Here is an 18,947-nt window from a genome sequence, read left to right as displayed (position 1 = left end):
CGGTGATGGCTAGACCCCAGCCGGCAGCTTCGACGCCATCTGCCGGCGGCGGTCCAGTCTCTCCCCATCCACGATGAATGTCCCGTCACCGACGGCGTGAAGCATGCGCTGTTCATTCCGCGCTGGCGCAAGATGCACGGCAACGGCGTCCAGCACGACGATATCGTGCTTTCTCACGATGTCGACGACCCTGCACTCGATGTTGGCCAGGCACTCCGCGATCAGGGGCGCCGCCACCTTCTCGGCCGGCACCGCCGTGAGCCCGAAGCGGGCGAACTTGTCCGCGTCCGCACCCGAGCAGGTGCCGATGCCGACCACCTTGTCGAGCATGTCCACCGTGGGAATGGCGATCACGCACTCCCTGGTCTTCCTGAGCGCCTTGTAGGAGTGGTTCCACGCACCGGTGGTGATGGCGAATCGCGGCGTGAAGTCCATGACCATCGTCCAGGAGATCGTCATGACGTTGTGCCTGCCGCCATCGCTCGTGGTCACCAGCACCACGGGCCCCGGCTCCAGCAGCGTGAAGGCAGTGCCGAGCTTCATGGGAAGGATCCTCGCGATCGCCGGCCGCCTTGGAGCCCACGCCGTCACGCGCCGATGCCGGACAGGCCGATGGCGGCAGACTGCTGCACGATGAAGTTCGCCTTCCTGGCTCTCCGCAACTCATTGGTGGGCTGGCCTGCAGTGATGCCGGTGACCCTCACCGATTACGCGTCGGTTCCCTCTGCCGTCAGCCCACTCTGGGTCTTCGAATGGATGCCCTGGATCCGGCACTCGGACGAGAAGGTGTAGACGTTCCCCGTGACCGTGACCGTGACCGGCGACAGCGTACACCCCTGCCGGGAGAGCATTTCGTTCATGCGCTTCATGTTCGCCGACGGAGCGATGCCAGCGGGCAGGGGAAAGCTGTCCACGTGATTTGCATGGTTTCGCCGTTGGTCAGCGCTTCATGGCCAGGGTGAGCACACCGGCCGCGACCAGGCCGATGCCGGTCCAGTCACGCAAGGACGGGCGCTCTCCCAGGAACGCGAAGGCGAAGATCGCGACCAGCACCACGCTGAACTTGTCCACCGGTGCGACCTGAGATGCATTGCCGATCTGCAGGGCGCGGAAATAGCACACCCACGAGGCGCCCGTTGCCAGGGCGGACAAGGCAAGGAACAGCCACGTCCTGCCCTGCAGCACGAACGGGTTGCTCCACTTGCCTGCATACCAGACGAACGCACCCAGCACGAAGACGATGATGACGGTGCGTACCAGGGTAGCCAGATCTGAGTCCACACCCTGTATCCCGATCTTCGCGAAGATCGCCGTGAGGGCAGCGAAGACGGCCGAAAGCGCCGCCCAGAAGAACCAGCCGGAAGAGGAAGTCATTTGCGTTCGCTCGAAGCGGGCGACCTGCTACGCGGTCGGACCGCCTGTCGCGGCCGGGACGAGCCCGTATCTGGTCATCACGGCCAGCAGGGCCGACCTGTCCGGCGGGCCGCCGGCATCGACCACGGCGGCGATGTCCCTGAAGTACTGGGCTCCGATGTCCGGAGACTGGACGATCAGGGCGCGCGCGGTCTCGGTGAACGGATTCGAGAACGCGTGAACGACGCCCTTCGGAGTGCTCATGCACTGGCCCGGCCTCAGGTCGCGCGTCTCGGCGCCCACGGTGTAGCGAAGCGTTCCCGCCAGGACGTATACGCACTCCTCGTTGTTGGAGTGACTGTGCGGCGGAGGAACGTTCGACGCGGGCGGCACGGTGAGCTCGAACACGCCGAGGCTGGCAGTGCGCGAGCCATCGAGGACGTAGTTGATTCCGAGCTGGCCAACCTTGATTTCAGCAACATCCATGGGCTCCTCCGCTCATCGAGGTGTTTGCCTGATCGCTTCCTCTTCGAAGCGATTGCCAAGATAGGGACATTTGCCCTGCAGCCAGGTCCTCGTGGCTCTGACCGACAATGACATGACCGAACGTGATGCCAGCGAACCTGAACCGCGCCGCCCAATCTGGAACCAGCGCATGACTGTGCGCGAGCGCGAACTCGATCGTGTGATCGGCGCGCCCGAGACTGCCACCCAGGAAGACCACGAGCAGCCCGAGCAGCGCTCCGACGGCGCTGCAGGGCAGTGCCCAGAGCAGTCGGAGGACGAGGCGCGTCTGGCGCTGGATCATCACTTCGTGGCCGCCCGGACCAGGCACTCACCCGGCACCTCGAACCCGGCCAGCGTTTCGAAGCTACGCATCGCGCCTTCGACTTCGTTCCACACGGACTCTCGTTCGTCATCGGACAGGTGCGCCATCATGGCATCGAAGGCGCCGAAGGCTTCCCGCGCGAGCCGAACGTACTCGGCAGCGCGGGTCATCTGCAGTGGCACCGGCACGGCGCGAATCTCGGGGCTCGCAAACCCGGCCTGGCGGAAGACGGCTTCGAGCACCCCGGGACCGCCGAGGCTGAACGGCCCGAGTTGACCCGGAACGGGCGGAGGGAGCTGCCGACAAAGCACCGCATCGAAGAAAGCGTCCGGGAGATCCAGTTCCTCGCCATCCATCGCGCGGGTCTCGGCCTGGTCGAGACCACGTCCACGGGCGACCTGGCGTGCGAGCTCGACGATCCCTTCCGAGATGTCCGTCGCCAGCACGTAGCCGCTGGGGCCGGCCCGTTCGGCGGCACTGACGGCCGGCTCACCCGCGCCGGCGGCGACGTCCAGGATGCGCTGGCCTGGCCGAAGCCCGGCCAGGTCGAGCATCTGGCGGGTGGCCTCGCCATACCAGCGAGTCCTCCCTTCAGTTGGGGCCTAGCTGTCGCCTCGGTGTGGCGGCGCCGGACCGCCAGCTCGCGCTCGCAGCTCTTCCAATTCCCTGCCGTCAAGCGTACGCCGGACGCCACCTGGTGGGCAGAAGATCCGGGTTGCCATTTGGGCCCACGTTCGGCCGGCGTGCTGCAGCCGCTGGGCTCCAGCAGCCCGCTATCGCGGAGCGAAGTGTCGGGTGTCACCGCGGAGCCCCGTCATCGGGGGCTGCCTGCGGCGGCCGTCCGTAGGCGACTGCGGAACGCACCTCGGCCGGGGCCGTGTCGGCCAGCTGCCAGTCCGGATTCGCGCCCAGGGCGTCATTGACCGTCGAGAAGGCCAGCCTGAACGCGGCGAAAACCGTAGCTTCGAAGATCGCGCGATCGTCGAGCCCGGCGGCGCGCAGCGCTTCGACATCGGACGGTGTCGTGCCGTTCGGATCCTCGACGAGCTTCCGGGCCCAGGCCGCGAGCGCGCGATCCCGGCCCGTGAGAGTGGCGTCCTCACGATCGGTGAGCACCGCTGCGGCCGTTGCGGCGCCGGCCTCTGCGGCGAGTGCCTTGCCCCAGGCCAGGGAGCAATACGAATCCTGCAACTGCGAGGCAGTCGCGCACACGAGCACGGCCTGGTCGCGCTTGGACAGGCTCGAACCCGAAGCGAGCTGGCTTCGAAGGGCGGCGAAGGACTCGAAGACATCGGGTCGCCACGCCCACGCCGAAGCCAGGTTCATGACGAACCCCTGCGCGGCCTGGTTCGACTCGTACATGCGCGCCACTGCGTCAGTGGTCTCCGGTTGCGACAGGAACATCATCAGCTCCTTCGGTGGTGAAACTGACAACCATGTATCCGATCTCTTATCCGATCTCTTCGTCCGCCATTCTCCGCTCGTAATCGATGTACAGATACCGGAGGTAACCGAGCGCTGCATCGCTCGTGAAGCGGACTGGCGCCGCCTGCCTCGCGTAAGCCGAGTCTGCGATCTCAGACAGCCCACTCTTCGTCGGTATGCGAGAAAGCCTGGAAGCGCCGACCGGCTTGCCAGTGTCCACGTAGGTCCCGCCCTGCACCGCGCCGTTCAGAACGACGACGGCGATCGGACCTTCGGGGACGCAGAAGCAGACGGTGCTGATCGTGAACCGATAGCTGCTGATGCCTGTGCTCGACCAGCGCTCCTTTGCATCCGCGTACGCGCGCGGCACCGGCGAGCCGTCGACGTGGTCGTTGCCGCCGGCGCAACCGGAAATGGAGAGGGCGACGACCAGCAGCAGGAGCAATTTCATATGGTGGTCGAAGAAGCGGGGCCGGTCGCCAGCCTGATCAGGTTGACCGCCCTCGACGAGAAGTAGCCGCTGAGCAGGCCATAGACAGCGGACACTGCGCCCGCGAACATCGGCGTGGACACGAGCTCTGCATTCATGGCATTCATGACCGCGTAAGCGTACTTTGCAGCGAATATGGCCATCATCACCACGAGCGGAAGCCAGCTGCCGGGAATGAGGAATCTTCCTTCCGTCGCCTGGTAGCGAATCCTCTTGTCCCTGAAGAAGACGTAGCCGACGAGGGTTGCAGCGGTCGTGGCAACACCCCAGGCGGCCAGCGGAATCGCCTTGAAACCGAAGCTCGAGTTTATTCCGGCCAGCGAGAGGACGATCATTCCGGCGGGGAGCAGCAACGCGGGGATCCTGCCTACCGTTCGCGTGCGCGCCTGCATGAGGCCGAACCCGACGAGCACGAGGAGCAGTGCGTAAACCCAGATGGGTGTGTGAGAGAGTATCTGGACAATCATTTTCGTCTCCTCGCTCCATCCCCGCCTGAGGATCGACAGGAGAGGCTCGACCCCGCTTGCCCGCGCAAGGCCGCTCGATGGAAGGGCAGGCCCTCACCGTGCCGATTGCGCCAGGGTTCTCTGGAAAAATCCCGTGATGGCCATGTTGATGCGCGGGACTTGCGTTACGCGATCGAACTCGGGCGGATCCTGTATGAGATCGGAGACCCCGCCGCCCGGTGGGAGCGGACCCAGCAGCGCGCCGTGTCCGCCGGTCTCCAGGGCCAGAAGCTGCTCGCAGGTACGACACGCGGCGGCAATGGCGTCGCCATGGAACCTCGGGATCAGCCAGCGATCCTTCCGCGCGCCGATGAGTGCGAGCGCGACCCTGGGCTGCCGCAGCGAATCGGGATCGAAATCGGCGGCGAATGGCACACCCACCACTACGACGATGATCCGGCCATCCACGTGCTCGTACCAGGACGAGTCGTCGAACTTTCGGTCGTTGACGGCGCTGACGATCAGCTTCTTGACACCATCCAGCAGGCCTCCGGTCAACGCCAGGGACGGACCGGCACAGCCGTGGAAATCCTCGGCGATGTTCAGCCGGCAGTGCTCGCGCAGCCTGGAAGGCGACCAGCGCCCGCCGGCCAGGGTGAGCGCAGTGTGGCCACCCTCGGACATGCCGAACATCCCGACGAGGGCGAAGTCCGGGCTCCGCGCGAACGCCGGTTCCCGCGCCAGCCGGTCGATCGCGACATCCAGCCGGAAGTCGCCCCTGCGCACGGTACCGGGGTCGGCCTGCGACGGATAGAAGACGGTGACGAGGCCCGAGACCGCGTTCGGCGGCAGCTCCGCCATGCCCACGCCGGCGTGCGCCGCCGCCGCCGCCGCCGTCAGAACGGCGGCAAGGAACCTCGGCATGTTCAGGTAGCGCATATGGGTCCTGGTGACGGCTGACGACTCCGTTCAGACCTCTCGCTGCAGGAACAGCTCGATGGTTCGAACGAAGATGAACCCGAAGATGCAGAGAGCCCAGGTCAGGACAACGGCATACAGGCCGGCATCCGATCGGAAGGGCATTCCTGCGACGTTGAGCCAGAGGCTGACAACCGCGGCCGTCGAGACGACGTAGACGACGACGACCCATGGGGGAAATCGGCCCGGCTCGACCGCACGGCGACGGCGAAACTGGACCAGGAGCACAAGGGTGAAGATCGATGCGGCGGCCGCGCTGGACAGCGGCCAGGTGACGGTGCCGGGGACATGAAGCAGGTTCAGGAGCGTGGGCACCAGAGCCAGAGCGGTGACCAGAAGGCCGCCTTCGATGTAGAGGCGCACCAGACGGAGGTGCCGGTCGGAAAGCTCGCCTCCCAGCGCACGCTGCAGCGTGACGACCACCGCCGAGAAGCCGACGAATGACAACGAGAGGCTTGCGAGGCGCATGAGGTAGTCGGATTCGGCCGATGTCACCATTGCATGCTCACAATCATGTGACCCACGTTTGAGCTGCCCGCCTCCGCGGTGCCGTGCCGCGATGCATAGCTTAGAACCAAGCGGGCCAGGGCGCTACGGGCCCGCCCCAGGACCGGCAGCGGGCCCTGACGATCAGACGTCCATTGCCGGCCGGTGCTCGTCGCCGCTGACGAATTTCCAGCGCCCCGCGAGCAGCGCCACCGCGCAGGCGCCGATCCCGAAGACGCCAAGCACCACGACCGCGGTACCCCAGTCGCTCGCGAACGCACCGAAAGCGCTCGCCCGCACTGCCTTCACCGACCAGGTGAAGGGCAGCCACGGGCTGATCCCGCGATAGAACTCGTTGGTGAGCTCGATCGGCACGATGCCTCCGGCCGAGGACAGCTGCAGGATCAGGAGCAGCAGCGCGACCCCCTTGCCCGCATCGCCGAACATGCGCACCAGCGCCACGATGATCAGCATGAAGGTCAGCGAGGACACGACCATCGTGATCGCCAGGCCGCCCGCGTGGACCGCGTGCATCTCCAGCAGGAAGGCGCACATCAGGAACACGCACAGCGCCTGCACCAGGTTGATCGAGCCGAGCACGGTCATCTTGCCCAGCAGCAGCGCGCCGCGCGAGGCGTCCTGCGCCTGCACCGGGAGCTGCCGCAGGTGGAAGATGAAGGCGGTCATCACCGCGCCGAGCCACAGCGCCACGGGAATGAAGTTCGGCGCGAAGCCCAGTCCGTTGTTGGCGACCGGCGCGTCGATCTCGACCAGCGGCTCCACCGAACTGGCCAGTCCCCGCGAGGTGCCCGGCAGCGCGGGCAGGTCGGCCGGCAGCGCGGAGGACAGCGCGGCCAGGCCGGTGAGGAGCTGGCGCGAGCCGCCCTCGAGCTGGCCGATCCCTGCGCTCAGCTGACCGGCCGACGACGACAGCGTCCGGGAGCCCGCCGCGAGCTCATCGAGCCGGTCGTCCGGCGGGAATTTCGACGCGAGCGTCGACGCCCCGGCCGCGTACGCACCGAAACCGTCCGCCAGCTGGCCGACCCCCTTCGACAGCGACTGCGCGCCGCCCGCCAGCTTTACTTGCGCCTGCGCGGCGGTCTCGATGCCGGCCTGCATCTGGCGGGCGCCGTCGGCGAGCTGCCCCGCCGCGTCGGAAACCTTGTCCGCCCCGAACGGCAACCGCGCGGACTCCTCGCGCAGCTGCCCCGCGCCCGCGGCCAGCCTGCCTGCGCCCTCCGCCAGCTTCGGCACGCCGGCCGCGAGCTCCGCCTGTCCGCGCGCCAGCTCGTCCGCCCCCGCCTTCAGCCCCTGCAGGTCCGACGCGGAGGGCTTCTTCGCCTCCAGCTCACGCGCGCCGGCGCCGAGCTGCTTCACCCCGGTGGACAGCGCCCCGACGCCTTCCGCCAGGGTCCCCGCACCCTCGGCCAGCTTGCGAGAGCCCGCGCTCGCCTGGTGCGTGCCGGCAGCCAGCTGCCCGGCCCCATCGTGCAGCTTCGCAACGCCCTCGCGCAGGCGCTGCAGGCTGTCGCGCGAGGACGCCGAAGCGCCGAGCACGGCGGCCCAGCGCTGCTCGTTGAGGGTCTCGTTGACCTGATGGCCGAGCGCCTCCGCGAAGCGCCGGGCGAAACCCGCGCCCGCGTAGTTGTTCCCTTCCGAAGCGTAGATCACGAGCCGGCCGGAACCGGGCGCCGACGCCGCCATCGCGGCCTCGCTGAAGTCCGGCGGCACGATCAGCGCGAACAGTGCCCTGCCCTCGCGGACCGCGCGCCGGGCGGCCTCTGCGTCGGCGCTCTCCGAAAAACCGAAGGTCCGCCGCGCCTGCAGCGACTTCAGCAGGTCGGCGCCGATCGACACCCGCTGCCCGTTCACCTCGGCGCCGCGGTCCTGGTTCACCACCAGCGCCGGCAGCTCCGCGGTGCGCCCCGCAGGATCCCACACCGACTGCAGGTAGATGAACGCGTACAGCGCCGGGATGACCGCGATGCCGATCACCGACAGGCGCAGCTTCGGGAATCGTCGGAACAGGTCCGCCTCGAGGCGGGCGACCCTGAGGGCATCGGCGAGCAGGCGCATGGCGGCGTTCCGGGGATCGTGGGGCAAGGCGGGGGCGAGGGTTCTCATCTTCCCACGCAGCGGTGCTCCAGGTGCTCCAGGTGCTCCAGGTGCTCCAGGTGCTCCAGGTGCTCCAGGTGCTCCGGGTGCTCCGGGTGCTCCGGGTGCTCCGGGTGCTCCGGGTGCTCCGGGTGCTCCAGGTGCTCCGGGTGCTCCGGGCGCAGGGTGCTGGCCCGCCGATCGACTTCCGTCGGAGGCCTTTACACCTCGCCTCGGACAGGTCGCGGCGGCTGATGCCGCTGCTCGAGGATTGCCTTTGCAAACATCGAGTTGCCTGAGGTCGATGCGTCCAGGCTCGATTCGTGCGTAGGACACCCCGCGCGCCCGAGTTCCCGACTGCGAAGTGAAAACGGTCCTGGGCTGTTGGTGGGCAGCCCGCAGTGACGCGTCTTCGGATCACTGCATGGCGACCGCCCTTTCGAAGTCATCCAGCCAGGAACTCGATCATGAAAAGCTCCAGAAGACCGGCCCTGTGCCGGCTTGCGTGCGGTCTCGCGGTCGCGGCCGCCTTGGGCGCCGCGTCACCAGCACACGCCCTTGTGATCAACATGAGTTCCACCGGCAACGCGGACGCGGACGCGGGCTTCCAGCGGGCTGCGAACTTCTGGCAGAACATCTTCATCGACCCGATCACGGTCAACGTCACGGCCGACTTCAGGCAGCTTTCTCCGAACGTCCTCGGCAGCGCCGGTTCTCAATCCATCTCCACAACGTATTCGGCGATGCGAGCGGCGCTCGCTGCGGACGCGACCAGCGCGGACGACGCGACCATGGTCGCCGGGCTGGCGAGCGGGTCGACCTACAGCAAGCTCATCAACGGCACCACCGATTCCGGTGGCGCGGCGCACCTGCAGACGGGCATCTCGACCTTGATCATGACGACGGCAAATGCGAAGGCCCTCGGGCTCGTCGCCGGCGACGCCGCAGGCCAGGACGCGGAGATCACCTTCAGCAGCGCGATCGACTTCGACTTCGACCAGAGCGACGGGATCGGCGCCGGGCTGTGGGACTTCGTCGGCATCGCGATCCATGAACTGGGCCATGCCATGGGCTTCATCAGCGGCGTCGATGTTCTCGACTACAACAGCGGCGGCCCCCTTGCGGGCTGGTTCAGCGACGCCGACTTCTCGCCGGATGCGACCACGCTCGATTTCACCCGTTGCTCGCAGGCCAGCAGGACGGCCGGCGCCGTCATGGACTGGACCATCGGCAGAGCCGCGAAGGACTTCGCCATCGACGGCAATTGCACCGCCCTGGTCAGCGACGCCTGGTCCACGGGGCAAACCCATGGCGACGGCCGTCAGGCGAGCCACTGGAAGGACACCAACCCCAGCGGCTTCGGCGTCGGCATTGGCATCATGGATCCCACGGGAGTGTGGGATGGCCACATGAACGTGGTCACTGCGCGCGACGTCCAGGCTTTCGACGTGATCGGCTGGTCCCTCAGGGTCAACGCCGTGCCGGAGCCGACGAGCCTGCTGCTGGTCGGCTCCGCCTTCCTGGGCATGGGCGCGGTGCGCCGGCGCGCAAGGCCCGCCTGAGTGGTGCCCGCAAGGCGCCAGAACAGACGAAGCCATGCCCGGAACCCGCGCCAACACCGGGGAGGACATCGGGCCGGTTCGGGATGCTGACGATCAAGCCCCCAGGAGCCGACGTGCCAGCACGGACTGCATGTCCCGGCGGCCATCGACGATCAGGTAGATGACGACCTGCCTGCCCAGGACGCGATAGATCACCCGGTAGGGCTTGAATGCCGTCTGGCGAAAATCCTTGATGCCCAGTGTGACGAGTTCCCTGGGATGGCTGCCGCGCTCGGGGAACTGGGCGAGCCCCTCCACGACATCCATCAAGCGGTCGAGAACGCGATTGGCATTGGCCACACTGTCGAACTCGGAGATGTAGTCGAGGAGCGCCTCCAGATCCCGCTCTGCGCCCTCGGTCAGCAGAACCTCGTAACGCGTCGGCCTGCCAGCCATCAGGCCGTGGCCCGCTTCGCGCGCAGGCGCGCCACCACGTCAGCAACCGGCTTGACCCGGCCCGCCTCCACGTCCTGCTGCCCGAGCGCCAGGATCTTCAGCAGGGCCAAGGTCTCCTGCGTTTCCTCGAAGGACGCAAGGTCCTGCAGAACGGCCTTCGCTTCCCCGTTCTGCGTGATGACCAGGGGCTGGCGAGTTTCGGCAAGTTGGGTCAACACCTCGGCGGCATTGGCCTTGAGGTAGCTGATGGGCTTGACTTGGGATGAGTAGCGCACGGCCCTGCTCCTGCGATTGGATAGGACCGAATATAGTCTTTTCTCGGTCTCTTCACACCCTGCTGCGAGGCCGAGCGCCCACCTGGCTCACAGCGGCGGCGCGGACCTCCCGTTCCCGGGGCACCGCGATCACGCCCCGGCCTGCACCTCGTGGACCAGCCGGTAGCTCTCGTGCGGGATCAATTCGCGGGTGCCCTGGATCTGTCCGGGCCGCCCCAGCAAGGGGTGCTCGGCAAGTCGGCCGACCGCTGCCCCGAAGAGCTCATCCATCCGGATGGCTGCGAGCGGGTTGTCCTGGGCGATGTAATCGACGATGTCGGCGCGGCCCCGGCCTCGACCCGATACCCTATCGCCCGGTAGCCACGCTGGCGCTTGTCCCACATCCGCAGCAAGGCCGGATGGCCGTTGTCGACGATGTGGATGATCCGAATGCCACCTGCGCGTCGATCGAGAGAAGGGAGCGTGACATTGCCGTTTACACCGTTCCACATGGGCGCCGGGCTCGTCGTCAAGCCGGGAATGGACCGCAACTTCAGCGTGATCACCTTCGGCATTGCCCAAATCGCGATGGACGTCGAGCCGGGCATCGGCATGCTGACCGGCGCCGCCGTGCTGCACGGCCCTTCGCACACCGTGCTTGGCTCGTTGGTCATTGCCTGCATCGTCATGCTGGTTTCGCCGTGGGCCTGCTGCCTGCTTCTGAAGAGGTGGAATAAGGAGGTCACCCACTACGGGTTGGCCCGGTGGGTGCAGCAAGAAACCCCGCCGAAGAAAGCCGTTGTCCTTGGCGCGTTCTTCGGCACCCTGAGCCACGTCGCGCTCGACGGTCTGATCCATCACGACATCCAGCCTCTGCTACCGTTCTCGGGGTCAAACCCCCTGGCAGGACTGGTCGCGCACGACGCGGTTTACCAGGCGTGCGTGGTGGCGGGCGTTCTGGGTGCAGCGGCATGGTGCGCGGAAGGCGTGGTCACCAAGGGCGGCAAGCCCTTTACCAAGCAGACCATCTACAAGATGCTGCACAACCGGATGTACCTGGGCGAGATCGTGCACAAAGGGCAAAGTTTCCCCGGCCAGCATCAGGCCATCGTGACGCACGCGCAGTGGGACGCGGTGCACGCACTGATCGCCACCGATGGCATTGAGCGGCGGCGCGAGACCAACGACCGCCAGCGTGAGCCGGTGTTGTTGCGCGGCCTGTGCTGTTCACGCCCGATGGCGAACGGCTGGTGCCCAGCTACACCGTCAAGAAGGGCAAGACCTACCGCTACTACACCCCGATCAGACACCGGCGCTTTGGCGCGTGGGCCAGCCAGCACGGGCCACAACCGGCAGCGCCTATTGAGGAATTGGTGACCCAGCAGATCGTGGCGGCGCTGTCAGCGCCGCACATCGTCCAGTCTGTGTGGGATCGGATTCGGACAATCCGCCCAGACATGTCAGAGCCCGAAGTGGTCTTGCCGATGCGGAATCTGGCTGGCCTGTGGCAACAGTTGTTCCCCGCCGAACAGTGTCGACTGGCGCAGTTGCTGATCGAGCGCGTGGTGATTGCCGACAGCGGGCTGGAAATCATCTGGCGCGATCAGGGCTGGCAGGAACTGGCCGGGGAACTGATGCCCGGCACCATCGGCGCGGAACTGCAGGAGATGGAGGAAACCGTATGAAACCCAAAGTGCAGCCACTGGGCGCAGCGATCGCCCGCGAACGCCGGGATGGCGGGCAGGTGAAGCTGTCCACCTTCATCCCGCTGAAGATCAGGAAGCGAGGCGGCAGCAAGGTGGTGGTGCGACCGGATGGCCAAGTCGAGTCGCCGGGCAAGGTCGCAAGCCAGATTGACCAGCCCTTGCTGGTGGCGCTGACGCGGGCATTCTACTGGCAGCAACTGCTCGACGATGGGGTGGTGGGCAGTGGCAGTGAGATCGCCCAGCGCGAAGCTCTGCACCATTCCACGGTCAACGAACTGTTGCGCCTGACGCTGCTGGAGCCCGCCATCATCCAGAGCATCCTGGCCGGGCAGCAGCCCCGGTGTATGAGCCTGCTGTGGTTCCAGAGGAATCCGCTTCCGACCGACTGGGTGGCGCAGCGGGAAGTGGTGACCAGGTTTGATGCCTGAAATCAGGCCGCCACGATCTGGGTGTGCACCTCGACCTTGAGCGCACGCTTGATGGCGGCAAAGACTGCCGAGATATTGCTCATGGTCGGGTTGCCAGATTGCGACAACATCCGGTGCAGGCTCTTGGCGGGCTTGTGAATTTCCTCGGCCAGCGCCTCGAAGCCGACCGTGGCGTTGACGAGGTCACGCAGGATCAGCTTGGCTGATTCCGGCTCGCCACTGACGAACAGGGTGATGGCCTCGTCCAGAAGCGCCTGCGCAAAGGCGGGATCGTTCTGCACACGCGCGGCCACGGTTTCTTTGAAATCACGGGTCAGTGCCATGTTCACTTTCCTTTCTGGGTTGATGCCTTGCGGCGCTTGTATTCTTCCCACAGAGCCACCGCTTGGTCGATGTCCTGCTGCTGACGCTTCTTGGTGCCGCCACCGATCAGGATGATGATCTTCAGACCGTCCTTGGCCAGATAGATGCGCAGCCCCGGACCCCAGTCGATCTTGTACTCGCCGATCCCACGGAACCACTCGACGTTGGACAGGTTGCCCTGCTCCATCCGGCTCACGGCCACGCGCACCTTTGCGGCAGCAACGGCCTCCAGCGACCCGAACCACTCCGCGAAGGGGCTGTCGCCATCGTCCAGCAGAAGTTCTTTGATCTGGTAGCTCATGGAGCCAATGGTAACGTATAAGTTCCCATTGTGCGAGCAAGCCGGAGCAGGTGACTTGTTGGAGGCCTGACCGGCGGGCAAGGTTGACAGCGAACCGCCGCGCGTAAGTTATTGATTCGTATAGACCGCCATCTGCGCCTACCCGCAGGCCAAACGGAGAACAGAGATGGCTGTGGCCGAGAAAGTGGCCGATTCCGGTCGTTTCGGCAGCTGGCCACCCGCAGCACAAGAGGCCGGAACCCCGCGTGGCGCGGAGATCGCAGGCGAAAAAAAGGGCCCGGAGATCATCCGAGCCCTTGTGTATGGTGGCGGACGGTTGCCTGGTGAAAAAACCGCCCGTTGAGCTTACGAGCAATGCCGCGGGCATCTGCGGGCTGGCGGGTAGAGCGCCTTCGACTGCCGTCCCCGATCACGACCGGGCGGGCGGCCACAGGCGTGCGGCGTGCACCAGCGCCAAGATCCACACGGTGTCGGCCTGCACCTCGTAAACCAGCCGGTAGCTCTCGTGCGGGATCAGCTCGCGGGTGCCCGCGATCTCCCCGGTCCGTCCCATCAGGGGGTGCTCGGCCAGTCGGCCGACGGCTGCCTCGAAAACCTCATCCATTCGGATGGCAGCGCGTGGGTTGTCCAGGGCGATGAAGTCGACGATGTCGGCGCGGTCCTGCTCGGCGGCGAGGGTCCACAGGACCCTCATGCGTCAGCGCCGCCCGCCTTGGCGCGCAGCGCGGCGCGACGGGCAGCAAAGCGCGCCTCGACGTCAGCGCTGCTTGCGACCTGGCCGGAGGCGATCTGCGCGCGCGCTGTGTCGACCTTGCCGCGCAGGAACGCGTCGCACTCGCGTGCCTGCCGTTGACGCTCGACAAACTCGCGCATCAGCTCCCGCACGACCTGCGACGCCGGGCGGTGGCTGGCCTCGGCCTCGGCCATGAACGCGTCGCGTAGCTCAGGCTCCAGCTTCATGGTGAACACGGCTTCTTTGGACATGTCGGCTCCGGGAAGAACGGTATGAAGAAAGTATATGCAACATCAATACCTGTCGCCATGCCGCCCTGAATGATGGGGGCCAGACCGCTCGCTCCAATTCAAGCCCGCCTGAATCTGCATCAGCACATCAAAGCAGGCTTTCATACGGCACAGCGTCTGCTTGTACCCACACACCGTCGCCGGGTAGCTCCACTGGCACCGAACCGTATGGGCACGACCTCTATGGCGTGCAACGCTCAGCAAGCCCGCGCAGCCGCTCGTTCACCCATCCAAACGCCACGCGCTCCTGCTCCAGCCGTAGCCTGGGCTGGAGCCGATCGAATCTGAGGTCGTCATAGACGGCCGTCTCCTCGGTCGTGAGACGCGGCAAGTCGTGGCGCGCCGGCTCGGGCTCCTCGCCCCAGTGCGAGCGATGGGCAAGCAGAGTATCCCGGTCCATGAGGAAAGACGCCGCGTGCGGAAAGTAACCACGCAGCTGATCGAGGATGGCGAAGCCGTGGGTGTCGATGTCGCCCCAGTAGTGCAGTCGGCATCGATGCAGCCACGCGGCGCGCGCCAGCGCCTCCCAACCGTAACCAGCGCCAAAGACGACGATGGCTCGCGCCACCTCCGGGAAGGCGAGGAAGTTGGTCTCGTTCTCGGTGATGAAGACTCGCTCCACGGGCAGCGCCAGCGCCGCAAAGTTCGCCGCGTCCAGCGTAATGTCAGGCAGCCGTTCGCAGCCAGGCAAGCTTGGTAGCGCGCGGTCGAGCAGGCGAAACCGAATCCGCACCGGCTTGTCCAGGAAGCCGAACCGGCGGGCGAACTGCGCCGTCCCGCTCGCGCGGGTGTCGACGGCCTCGGGCGGCAAGGCCGCGTCCAGCATCTCCGTGAGCACGCCTCGGTGGGCCTCGATGAACTTGCTGTCCACCCCCGGCGCGTCCACCTGGCGCAGGTACACGCCTGGGCGCGGGTGGGCCTGCAGCCACGCGACGACGGCCAGGAGGCGTTCCAAGCGGTCGGCCAAGTCCAGGGCCTGGAGTGGACGCCTGGACATCCACGCCAGCAGTGCCGGCTGCGCGGACGCTGTCTGCTGCCACAGCACCTCGAAACGCTGGGCCTGGCGTGCCTTGCCGATGAAGGCCAAGGCCTCGTGAACGGAGTCGATCCAGACGGCCACAGGAAGCCGTTGCATCCCTTGGACGCGGTGGTTCCACTCCCGCCAATCGATCCGAACCTGCGGGGTGTCGGCGACGGCGCGCACCCAGCCACGCACGGCCTCGAAGCGATCTGACAGGTCCGCAGCGCTGGGTGCCTTCAGATTCAGGCGCAGGGGCCACGAAACGGCGTCCGTTACCGCCGCGCGCAGCAAATCGCCGCGATCCCACAAGCGTTGGACCTGGGCGCGTAGATCTGCCGGCGTAGTCCAGGTCATGGTGCTGCGCCGTCTCCGGCTGCCCCAGCTTCGGCCATGCCTTCCGCCTTCTGAGCCCGGTACTCCTCGATTGACAGGCAGCGCAGCCGCGAGTCGCGCCCGCCCTCGTTGTGCACGAAGCCGACGCTGGCCACGAAGGGCTCGATGATGTGGATCTTCTGCAGCGGCGTGACGATCAACAGCTGCAGGTTGAGCTGCTGGAACAGGCGCAACCCGTACTGCGCCGACTCGTCCGACCCACGCCCGAAGGCCTCGTCGATGACGACGAAGCGGAATGACCGCGAACGCACAGCGCCCCACTCCAGCCCGAACTGGTAGGCCAGGCTCGCAGCCAGCACGGTGTACGCCAGCTTCTCCTTCTGACCGCCCGACTTGCCGCCCGAGTCCGAGTAGTGCTCATGCTCGGCACCGTCGGCGCGCCAGCGCTCGCTGGCCGAGAAGAGGAACCAGTTGCGCACGTCGGTGACCTTGGCGGTCCAGCGCCGGTCGGCGTCCGACAGTCCTTCACGGCCCCGGAAGCGGTCGATGATGGCCTTGACCTGCAGGAACTTGGCTTCCGAATACTGTTCGTCGGCCGAGCCCGTCATCGCGCCCTCGGTGCACGCCCGCAGATCCTGCTGGAAGTCGCGAATCTCCGCATCCGGGCTGGGCAGCGCCACCAGCTTGATGTAGCGGCCAGGGTTGTAGTCGATGACCTGAAGCGACTGGTTGATGAAGTCGACGCGCTCCTTGATCGTCTCCCGCTCGCGGGCGAGCTGGGCGTTGAAGTTGGCGATCTCGTTGATCGTGTTGACGTTCAGCAGTTCCTTGAAGCGCGCCTCGAATCGCGGCAGGTCGTCGCCCTTCAAGCCGGTGAGCATCCGCTCGTACTCCGGCAGCGCCGCCAGGCTCACGTCCATCTCGACGGTATCGGCCTTGAACTCCTCCTTGAAGCCGCGCATGGCATTGACGATGCGCTCGGTGAGACGGGCCAGGCGCTTGTCCTCCGCGTCGATGCGCTCCTGCAGCCACTTGCGCACGTCCTGCTCGCGGTTGTCGCAGGACTCGACCGACAGCTGATGGTCGCCCAGCGCCTGCGAGCGCCAGTCATCCAGGCGCTCGATCTGTGCGTCGGTCAGCGGCAAGTCGTTCCACACGCTGCCGGCCTGATCCCGCATCGCCTGCGCCGTCTCTCGTTTGCTCTTGACCTCGCCCCGCTTGCCCAACGCGTCGGACCGCTTGACCTCCAGCTCGCCAAACCGAACCTGCGCGGCCTTGAGCTGGCGCCCCAACTCCTGCAGGGTGTCGGATGCGGCTTCCAGCCGCGCGCGCTCCTCGGTGAGTGCAGCAATCTGGCGGGCCAGGCTCATCCAGTCGATGTCCGCAAAGCGCGTGAACTCTTCCAGCTTGCTCAGTGCATCGAGCCGGCCCCGCAGTTCATTGCGCGCCTGCTGGATCTCGCCGATGCGCTGTCCAAGCAGGGCCAGCTTCGCCTCCAGACGCTCCCGCTGGTCCCGCAGGGCCCGCAGCTTGTCGGCATTGCTCCAGCCGAGCACGTAGCGGCCGCGGTCGTCGATGCGGCTGCGATCGTCCTTCTCGTGGCGCCCGCTCGGGTCCTTGATCTGACCGGAGCGCGTAATGGCGCGCGCCTCGCGGCGGAACTGCTCCCCGGTTTCGCAGCAGGCGACGTCGAAGCGCTGGCGAAGCTCCTGTTCCAGCCACTCGTAGTGTGGCGAATCCGGCTTGATGACAAGCTTGCGCACCAGCGACTGCGGATGCAGAGCGGCGCCTTGCGCTGCCTTCCTCTGCCGCACATGGAAGTACACCAACCGGGCGCCCAGATGCTGGCGGTCCACCCAGTCCGCCACGGCCTTGTAGTGCGCGTCTGGAACCAGCAGCGCGAGGCCGAAGCCACGCAGCAGCCGCTCGGCGGCGCCTTCCCAATCGCGCTCGTCGTCACGCACCTGGATGAGCTCGCCCGCGAAAGGCAGTTCGTCCTCACCAATCGCCAGGGCCGAACACAGCGCATCGCGGATGCGAATCTGGGCAGTGTCGATGTTGCTCTTGCGCCGCTGGAGACTGTCGATCTCGTCGGACAGGGCGGCGTGCTCTTCTCGGCCCTTGCGAAAAGTGAAGTCCTCTTCGCGCTCCCTGTTGTCCAGGTCGGCAACGCGCTCGCGCAAGCCTTCGGCACGCTGGGTGATGCTCTGCTGCTGAGCGAGAAAACCTGCTTCATCCCCTGGCGCCGTCTCATCGATGCGGGCCAGCAGCTCTCCGAAGCGCTCAGACTTCTTCTGGCGTTGAACCTTCTCCCCCTCCAGACGACGAATCTCTGCCGCCAGCTCCTCCAGGCGGTCGCCGCCGTTGTCTCGCAGGGCACGCTCCAGGCGTCCGACTTCACGGCGCTCGGCTTCACGCTCCGCGTCCAGGCGCTCGATCTGTGCATCGAGCCGGGCCGCATCGTCCGCCAGCAAGCCGAGTCGGCGGTCCAGCAGTTCGCCCTTGAGCCGGGCGAAATAGGGTCGAAGCTGGTCGCGCGCATCCCGCCAGCCCTGGATCTCGGCCACCAGCGCCTGGTGGCGCGCGCCGTCGTCGACCAGGGGCGTCAGCAAGTCCACCTGCCGCTTGGCCTTGAGCACCGCCTGATGCGCCCGGTCCAAGTCGTCGAAGTGGCGGATCAACGCCTCGATGCGGCTGCCCACATCGAAGGGCTCCAGCATGTGGCTGCGCACAAAGTCAGTGAGATTGCCCACCGACTTCATCGAGACGGTCTGGTGGAACAGTTCCAGGGCCTGTTCATGCTCGATGCCGAAGCGCCGGCGGAACCAGGCCCCATACGGAGGGAAGCTGTCGAACAGCTCGCAGCCGGTGCCGCGCAGCTTCTTGCGCAGGGCGGTGATGTCGCTGCCGAAGCCGCTGAAGTCGTCGGTAATGGTGAGGGCTCGCTCGGTGGCCACGAACAGGCGAGCAGGCTGGCCATGGGGGTCCTTCAGCCAGAAGACCTGGGCCAGCGTCACGGCCTGGTCGTAGCCCTCGTTGCGGAAGACGCCGAGGATGACCGAGTAGCTCGACGCATCGCGCAGCGCCACGGGCCTGGCGCTGCCCGTGACCTCATTGCGCTCGCTCTTGTAGTGGCCCAGCACATAGGAGCGCAAGGAGCGCTCGCGGGAGTCCGCCCCAGCCGCCTTGTTGTAGGCCACGCGATGCGCCGGCACGAGCAAGGTCGTGATGGCATCGACCAGCGTGGACTTGCCCGAACCGATGTCGCCCGTGAGCAGGCCATTGCGCCCGTCGAGCTCGTAGCGCCAGACACGCTTGTCGAAGGTGCCCCAGTTCAGAACTTCCAGCCGCTGCAGCCGAAAGCCCACCCGGGTGTCGTCGGCCACGAAGTCCAGCCCCAACGTCGTGGCGTTCATCGGC

26 protein-coding genes are annotated in these 18,947 nt (G+C 66.5%); 5 read left to right on the top strand and 21 right to left on the bottom strand.

The genetic code is table 11. From position 1 onward, the window contains the following. Positions 1-9: 9 nt before the first annotated feature. The 12 genes from HNQ70_RS11325 to HNQ70_RS11270 form a co-directional block, all read right to left on the bottom strand. Positions 10-543: a flavin reductase family protein gene (locus tag HNQ70_RS11325; RefSeq protein WP_183967507.1), complete on the bottom strand. Its 534-nt coding sequence runs from the start codon at positions 541-543 to the stop codon at positions 10-12. A gap of 164 nt (positions 544-707) precedes the next feature. After that, positions 708-914 (bottom strand): hypothetical protein, encoded by a 207-nt coding sequence (locus HNQ70_RS11320; RefSeq protein WP_183967505.1) that lies wholly within the window; start codon positions 912-914, stop codon positions 708-710. Positions 915-939: 25 nt separating this feature from the next. Beyond that, complete coding sequence (locus HNQ70_RS11315) at positions 940-1,374, bottom strand: EamA family transporter (RefSeq protein ID WP_183967503.1); 435 nt, start codon at positions 1,372-1,374, stop codon at positions 940-942. 27 nt (positions 1,375-1,401) lie between these two features. After that, a complete protein-coding gene (locus HNQ70_RS11310; RefSeq protein WP_183967502.1) occupies positions 1,402-1,839 on the bottom strand; it encodes a cupin domain-containing protein in 438 nt (145 codons plus the stop codon). Next, positions 1,826-2,161 (bottom strand): hypothetical protein, encoded by a 336-nt coding sequence (locus HNQ70_RS11305; RefSeq protein ID WP_183967500.1) that lies wholly within the window; start codon positions 2,159-2,161, stop codon positions 1,826-1,828. Before HNQ70_RS11305 ends, HNQ70_RS11310 begins: the two co-directional genes overlap by 14 nt. Next, positions 2,161-2,736 (bottom strand): class I SAM-dependent methyltransferase, encoded by a 576-nt coding sequence (locus tag HNQ70_RS11300; RefSeq protein WP_183967498.1) that lies wholly within the window; start codon positions 2,734-2,736, stop codon positions 2,161-2,163. Before HNQ70_RS11300 ends, HNQ70_RS11305 begins: the two co-directional genes overlap by 1 nt. A gap of 244 nt (positions 2,737-2,980) precedes the next feature. Then, positions 2,981-3,589, bottom strand: coding sequence for a carboxymuconolactone decarboxylase family protein (locus HNQ70_RS11295; RefSeq protein WP_246434910.1), 609 nt, complete (start codon positions 3,587-3,589; stop codon positions 2,981-2,983). Positions 3,590-3,632: 43 nt separating this feature from the next. Then, positions 3,633-4,058: a DUF6174 domain-containing protein gene (locus HNQ70_RS11290; RefSeq protein WP_183967496.1), complete on the bottom strand. Its 426-nt coding sequence runs from the start codon at positions 4,056-4,058 to the stop codon at positions 3,633-3,635. After that, the gene (locus tag HNQ70_RS11285; RefSeq protein WP_183967494.1) at positions 4,055-4,564 is read right to left on the bottom strand and encodes a DUF6622 family protein; all 510 of its coding nucleotides are present in this window, start codon (positions 4,562-4,564) and stop codon (positions 4,055-4,057) included. The genes HNQ70_RS11290 and HNQ70_RS11285 overlap by 4 nt, the downstream gene beginning before the upstream one ends. Positions 4,565-4,657: 93 nt before the next feature. Then, the gene (locus tag HNQ70_RS11280; protein ID WP_246434909.1) at positions 4,658-5,482 is read right to left on the bottom strand and encodes an alpha/beta hydrolase; all 825 of its coding nucleotides are present in this window, start codon (positions 5,480-5,482) and stop codon (positions 4,658-4,660) included. Positions 5,483-5,512: 30 nt separating this feature from the next. Next, positions 5,513-6,019 (bottom strand): hypothetical protein, encoded by a 507-nt coding sequence (locus tag HNQ70_RS11275; RefSeq protein WP_183967492.1) that lies wholly within the window; start codon positions 6,017-6,019, stop codon positions 5,513-5,515. Positions 6,020-6,151: 132 nt separating this feature from the next. Further along, on the bottom strand, positions 6,152-8,083 hold the full coding sequence (locus HNQ70_RS11270; protein WP_221302766.1) for a YhgE/Pip domain-containing protein: 1,932 nt from the start codon (positions 8,081-8,083) through the stop codon (positions 6,152-6,154). 71 nt (positions 8,084-8,154) lie between these two features. Between HNQ70_RS11270 and HNQ70_RS19960 the strand changes: the two genes are divergently transcribed. Next, complete coding sequence (locus HNQ70_RS19960) at positions 8,155-8,400, top strand: hypothetical protein (protein ID WP_221302765.1); 246 nt, start codon at positions 8,155-8,157, stop codon at positions 8,398-8,400. Between the two features lie 270 nt (positions 8,401-8,670). Then, complete coding sequence (locus tag HNQ70_RS11265) at positions 8,671-9,663, top strand: NF038122 family metalloprotease (RefSeq protein WP_183967488.1); 993 nt, start codon at positions 8,671-8,673, stop codon at positions 9,661-9,663. Positions 9,664-9,756: 93 nt separating this feature from the next. Here HNQ70_RS11265 and HNQ70_RS11260 read toward each other — a convergent pair whose 3' ends face one another. From HNQ70_RS11260 to HNQ70_RS20645, 3 genes are all read right to left on the bottom strand, one after another. Further along, positions 9,757-10,098 (bottom strand): type II toxin-antitoxin system RelE/ParE family toxin, encoded by a 342-nt coding sequence (locus HNQ70_RS11260; protein WP_183967486.1) that lies wholly within the window; start codon positions 10,096-10,098, stop codon positions 9,757-9,759. After that, positions 10,098-10,373 (bottom strand): type II toxin-antitoxin system prevent-host-death family antitoxin, encoded by a 276-nt coding sequence (locus HNQ70_RS11255; protein WP_183967484.1) that lies wholly within the window; start codon positions 10,371-10,373, stop codon positions 10,098-10,100. The genes HNQ70_RS11260 and HNQ70_RS11255 overlap by 1 nt, the downstream gene beginning before the upstream one ends. A 129-nt stretch (positions 10,374-10,502) precedes the next feature. Beyond that, positions 10,503-10,643, bottom strand: a complete 141-nt coding sequence (locus HNQ70_RS20645; RefSeq protein ID WP_246434908.1) for a type II toxin-antitoxin system RelE/ParE family toxin — start codon at positions 10,641-10,643, stop codon at positions 10,503-10,505. A gap of 192 nt (positions 10,644-10,835) precedes the next feature. On the opposite strand from HNQ70_RS20645, the gene HNQ70_RS20215 reads away from it, so the two are divergent. From HNQ70_RS20215 to HNQ70_RS11240, 3 genes are read left to right on the top strand one after another with little or no spacing between them, the layout of a single operon-like run. Next, positions 10,836-11,729, top strand: a complete 894-nt coding sequence (locus HNQ70_RS20215; RefSeq protein WP_343060747.1) for a recombinase family protein — start codon at positions 10,836-10,838, stop codon at positions 11,727-11,729. Beyond that, on the top strand, positions 11,726-12,037 hold the full coding sequence (locus HNQ70_RS20210; protein ID WP_246434907.1) for a hypothetical protein: 312 nt from the start codon (positions 11,726-11,728) through the stop codon (positions 12,035-12,037). Before HNQ70_RS20215 ends, HNQ70_RS20210 begins: the two co-directional genes overlap by 4 nt. Further along, a complete protein-coding gene (locus tag HNQ70_RS11240; RefSeq protein ID WP_183967481.1) occupies positions 12,034-12,486 on the top strand; it encodes a hypothetical protein in 453 nt (150 codons plus the stop codon). Before HNQ70_RS20210 ends, HNQ70_RS11240 begins: the two co-directional genes overlap by 4 nt. A 2-nt stretch (positions 12,487-12,488) precedes the next feature. Here the strand turns inward: HNQ70_RS11240 and HNQ70_RS11235 are convergent, their stop codons facing one another. From HNQ70_RS11235 to HNQ70_RS11210, 6 genes are all read right to left on the bottom strand, one after another. Continuing rightward, positions 12,489-12,809 carry a helix-turn-helix domain-containing transcriptional regulator gene (locus HNQ70_RS11235; protein WP_183967479.1) on the bottom strand — a complete coding sequence of 107 codons (321 nt, stop codon included), beginning with the start codon at positions 12,807-12,809 and terminating at the stop codon, positions 12,489-12,491. Between the two features lie 2 nt (positions 12,810-12,811). Beyond that, a complete protein-coding gene (locus HNQ70_RS11230) occupies positions 12,812-13,150 on the bottom strand; it encodes a type II toxin-antitoxin system RelE/ParE family toxin (protein ID WP_183967477.1) in 339 nt (112 codons plus the stop codon). Positions 13,151-13,559: 409 nt separating this feature from the next. Then, on the bottom strand, positions 13,560-13,844 hold the full coding sequence (locus HNQ70_RS11225) for a type II toxin-antitoxin system RelE/ParE family toxin (protein WP_183967474.1): 285 nt from the start codon (positions 13,842-13,844) through the stop codon (positions 13,560-13,562). Then, positions 13,841-14,134, bottom strand: a complete 294-nt coding sequence (locus HNQ70_RS11220) for an antitoxin of toxin-antitoxin stability system (protein WP_183967472.1) — start codon at positions 14,132-14,134, stop codon at positions 13,841-13,843. Before HNQ70_RS11220 ends, HNQ70_RS11225 begins: the two co-directional genes overlap by 4 nt. A 220-nt stretch (positions 14,135-14,354) precedes the next feature. Beyond that, complete coding sequence (locus HNQ70_RS11215; RefSeq protein ID WP_183967470.1) at positions 14,355-15,548, bottom strand: DUF3322 domain-containing protein; 1,194 nt, start codon at positions 15,546-15,548, stop codon at positions 14,355-14,357. Then, positions 15,545-18,943: an ATP-binding protein gene (locus HNQ70_RS11210; protein WP_183967997.1), complete on the bottom strand. Its 3,399-nt coding sequence runs from the start codon at positions 18,941-18,943 to the stop codon at positions 15,545-15,547. The genes HNQ70_RS11215 and HNQ70_RS11210 overlap by 4 nt, the downstream gene beginning before the upstream one ends. Positions 18,944-18,947: the final 4 nt, after the last annotated feature.

Source organism: Quisquiliibacterium transsilvanicum, from assembly GCF_014202215.1.
Taxonomy (GTDB): Bacteria; Pseudomonadota; Gammaproteobacteria; order Burkholderiales; family Burkholderiaceae_E; genus Quisquiliibacterium; species Quisquiliibacterium transsilvanicum.
The sequence above is the reverse complement of the archived record's forward strand: the minus strand, read 5'-3'. Positions and strand labels throughout refer to the sequence as shown.

What these genes read in the sequence shown, in the direction of transcription:
- HNQ70_RS11325 (WP_183967507.1), bottom strand. Translation starts at nt 543, where the DNA reads ATGAAGCTCGGCACTGCCTTCACGCTGCTGGAGCCGGGGCCCGTGGTG.
- HNQ70_RS11315 (WP_183967503.1), bottom strand. Translation starts at nt 1,374, where the DNA reads ATGACTTCCTCTTCCGGCTGGTTCTTCTGGGCGGCGCTTTCGGCCGTC.
- HNQ70_RS11310 (WP_183967502.1), bottom strand. Translation starts at nt 1,839, where the DNA reads ATGGATGTTGCTGAAATCAAGGTTGGCCAGCTCGGAATCAACTACGTC.
- HNQ70_RS11305 (WP_183967500.1), bottom strand. Translation starts at nt 2,161, where the DNA reads ATGATCCAGCGCCAGACGCGCCTCGTCCTCCGACTGCTCTGGGCACTG.
- HNQ70_RS11300 (WP_183967498.1), bottom strand. Translation starts at nt 2,736, where the DNA reads ATGCTCGACCTGGCCGGGCTTCGGCCAGGCCAGCGCATCCTGGACGTC.
- HNQ70_RS11295 (WP_246434910.1), bottom strand. Translation starts at nt 3,589, where the DNA reads ATGATGTTCCTGTCGCAACCGGAGACCACTGACGCAGTGGCGCGCATG.
- HNQ70_RS11290 (WP_183967496.1), bottom strand. Translation starts at nt 4,058, where the DNA reads ATGAAATTGCTCCTGCTGCTGGTCGTCGCCCTCTCCATTTCCGGTTGC.
- HNQ70_RS11285 (WP_183967494.1), bottom strand. Translation starts at nt 4,564, where the DNA reads ATGATTGTCCAGATACTCTCTCACACACCCATCTGGGTTTACGCACTG.
- HNQ70_RS11280 (WP_246434909.1), bottom strand. Translation starts at nt 5,482, where the DNA reads ATGCGCTACCTGAACATGCCGAGGTTCCTTGCCGCCGTTCTGACGGCG.
- HNQ70_RS11275 (WP_183967492.1), bottom strand. Translation starts at nt 6,019, where the DNA reads ATGGTGACATCGGCCGAATCCGACTACCTCATGCGCCTCGCAAGCCTC.
- HNQ70_RS11270 (WP_221302766.1), bottom strand. Translation starts at nt 8,083, where the DNA reads ATGCGCCTGCTCGCCGATGCCCTCAGGGTCGCCCGCCTCGAGGCGGAC.
- HNQ70_RS11265 (WP_183967488.1), top strand. Translation starts at nt 8,671, where the DNA reads ATGAGTTCCACCGGCAACGCGGACGCGGACGCGGGCTTCCAGCGGGCT.
- HNQ70_RS11260 (WP_183967486.1), bottom strand. Translation starts at nt 10,098, where the DNA reads ATGGCTGGCAGGCCGACGCGTTACGAGGTTCTGCTGACCGAGGGCGCA.
- HNQ70_RS20645 (WP_246434908.1), bottom strand. Translation starts at nt 10,643, where the DNA reads ATGGATGAGCTCTTCGGGGCAGCGGTCGGCCGACTTGCCGAGCACCCC.
- HNQ70_RS11240 (WP_183967481.1), top strand. Translation starts at nt 12,034, where the DNA reads ATGAAACCCAAAGTGCAGCCACTGGGCGCAGCGATCGCCCGCGAACGC.
- HNQ70_RS11235 (WP_183967479.1), bottom strand. Translation starts at nt 12,809, where the DNA reads ATGGCACTGACCCGTGATTTCAAAGAAACCGTGGCCGCGCGTGTGCAG.
- HNQ70_RS11230 (WP_183967477.1), bottom strand. Translation starts at nt 13,150, where the DNA reads ATGAGCTACCAGATCAAAGAACTTCTGCTGGACGATGGCGACAGCCCC.
- HNQ70_RS11225 (WP_183967474.1), bottom strand. Translation starts at nt 13,844, where the DNA reads ATGAGGGTCCTGTGGACCCTCGCCGCCGAGCAGGACCGCGCCGACATC.
- HNQ70_RS11220 (WP_183967472.1), bottom strand. Translation starts at nt 14,134, where the DNA reads ATGTCCAAAGAAGCCGTGTTCACCATGAAGCTGGAGCCTGAGCTACGC.
- HNQ70_RS11215 (WP_183967470.1), bottom strand. Translation starts at nt 15,548, where the DNA reads ATGACCTGGACTACGCCGGCAGATCTACGCGCCCAGGTCCAACGCTTG.
- HNQ70_RS11210 (WP_183967997.1), bottom strand. Translation starts at nt 18,943, where the DNA reads ATGAACGCCACGACGTTGGGGCTGGACTTCGTGGCCGACGACACCCGG.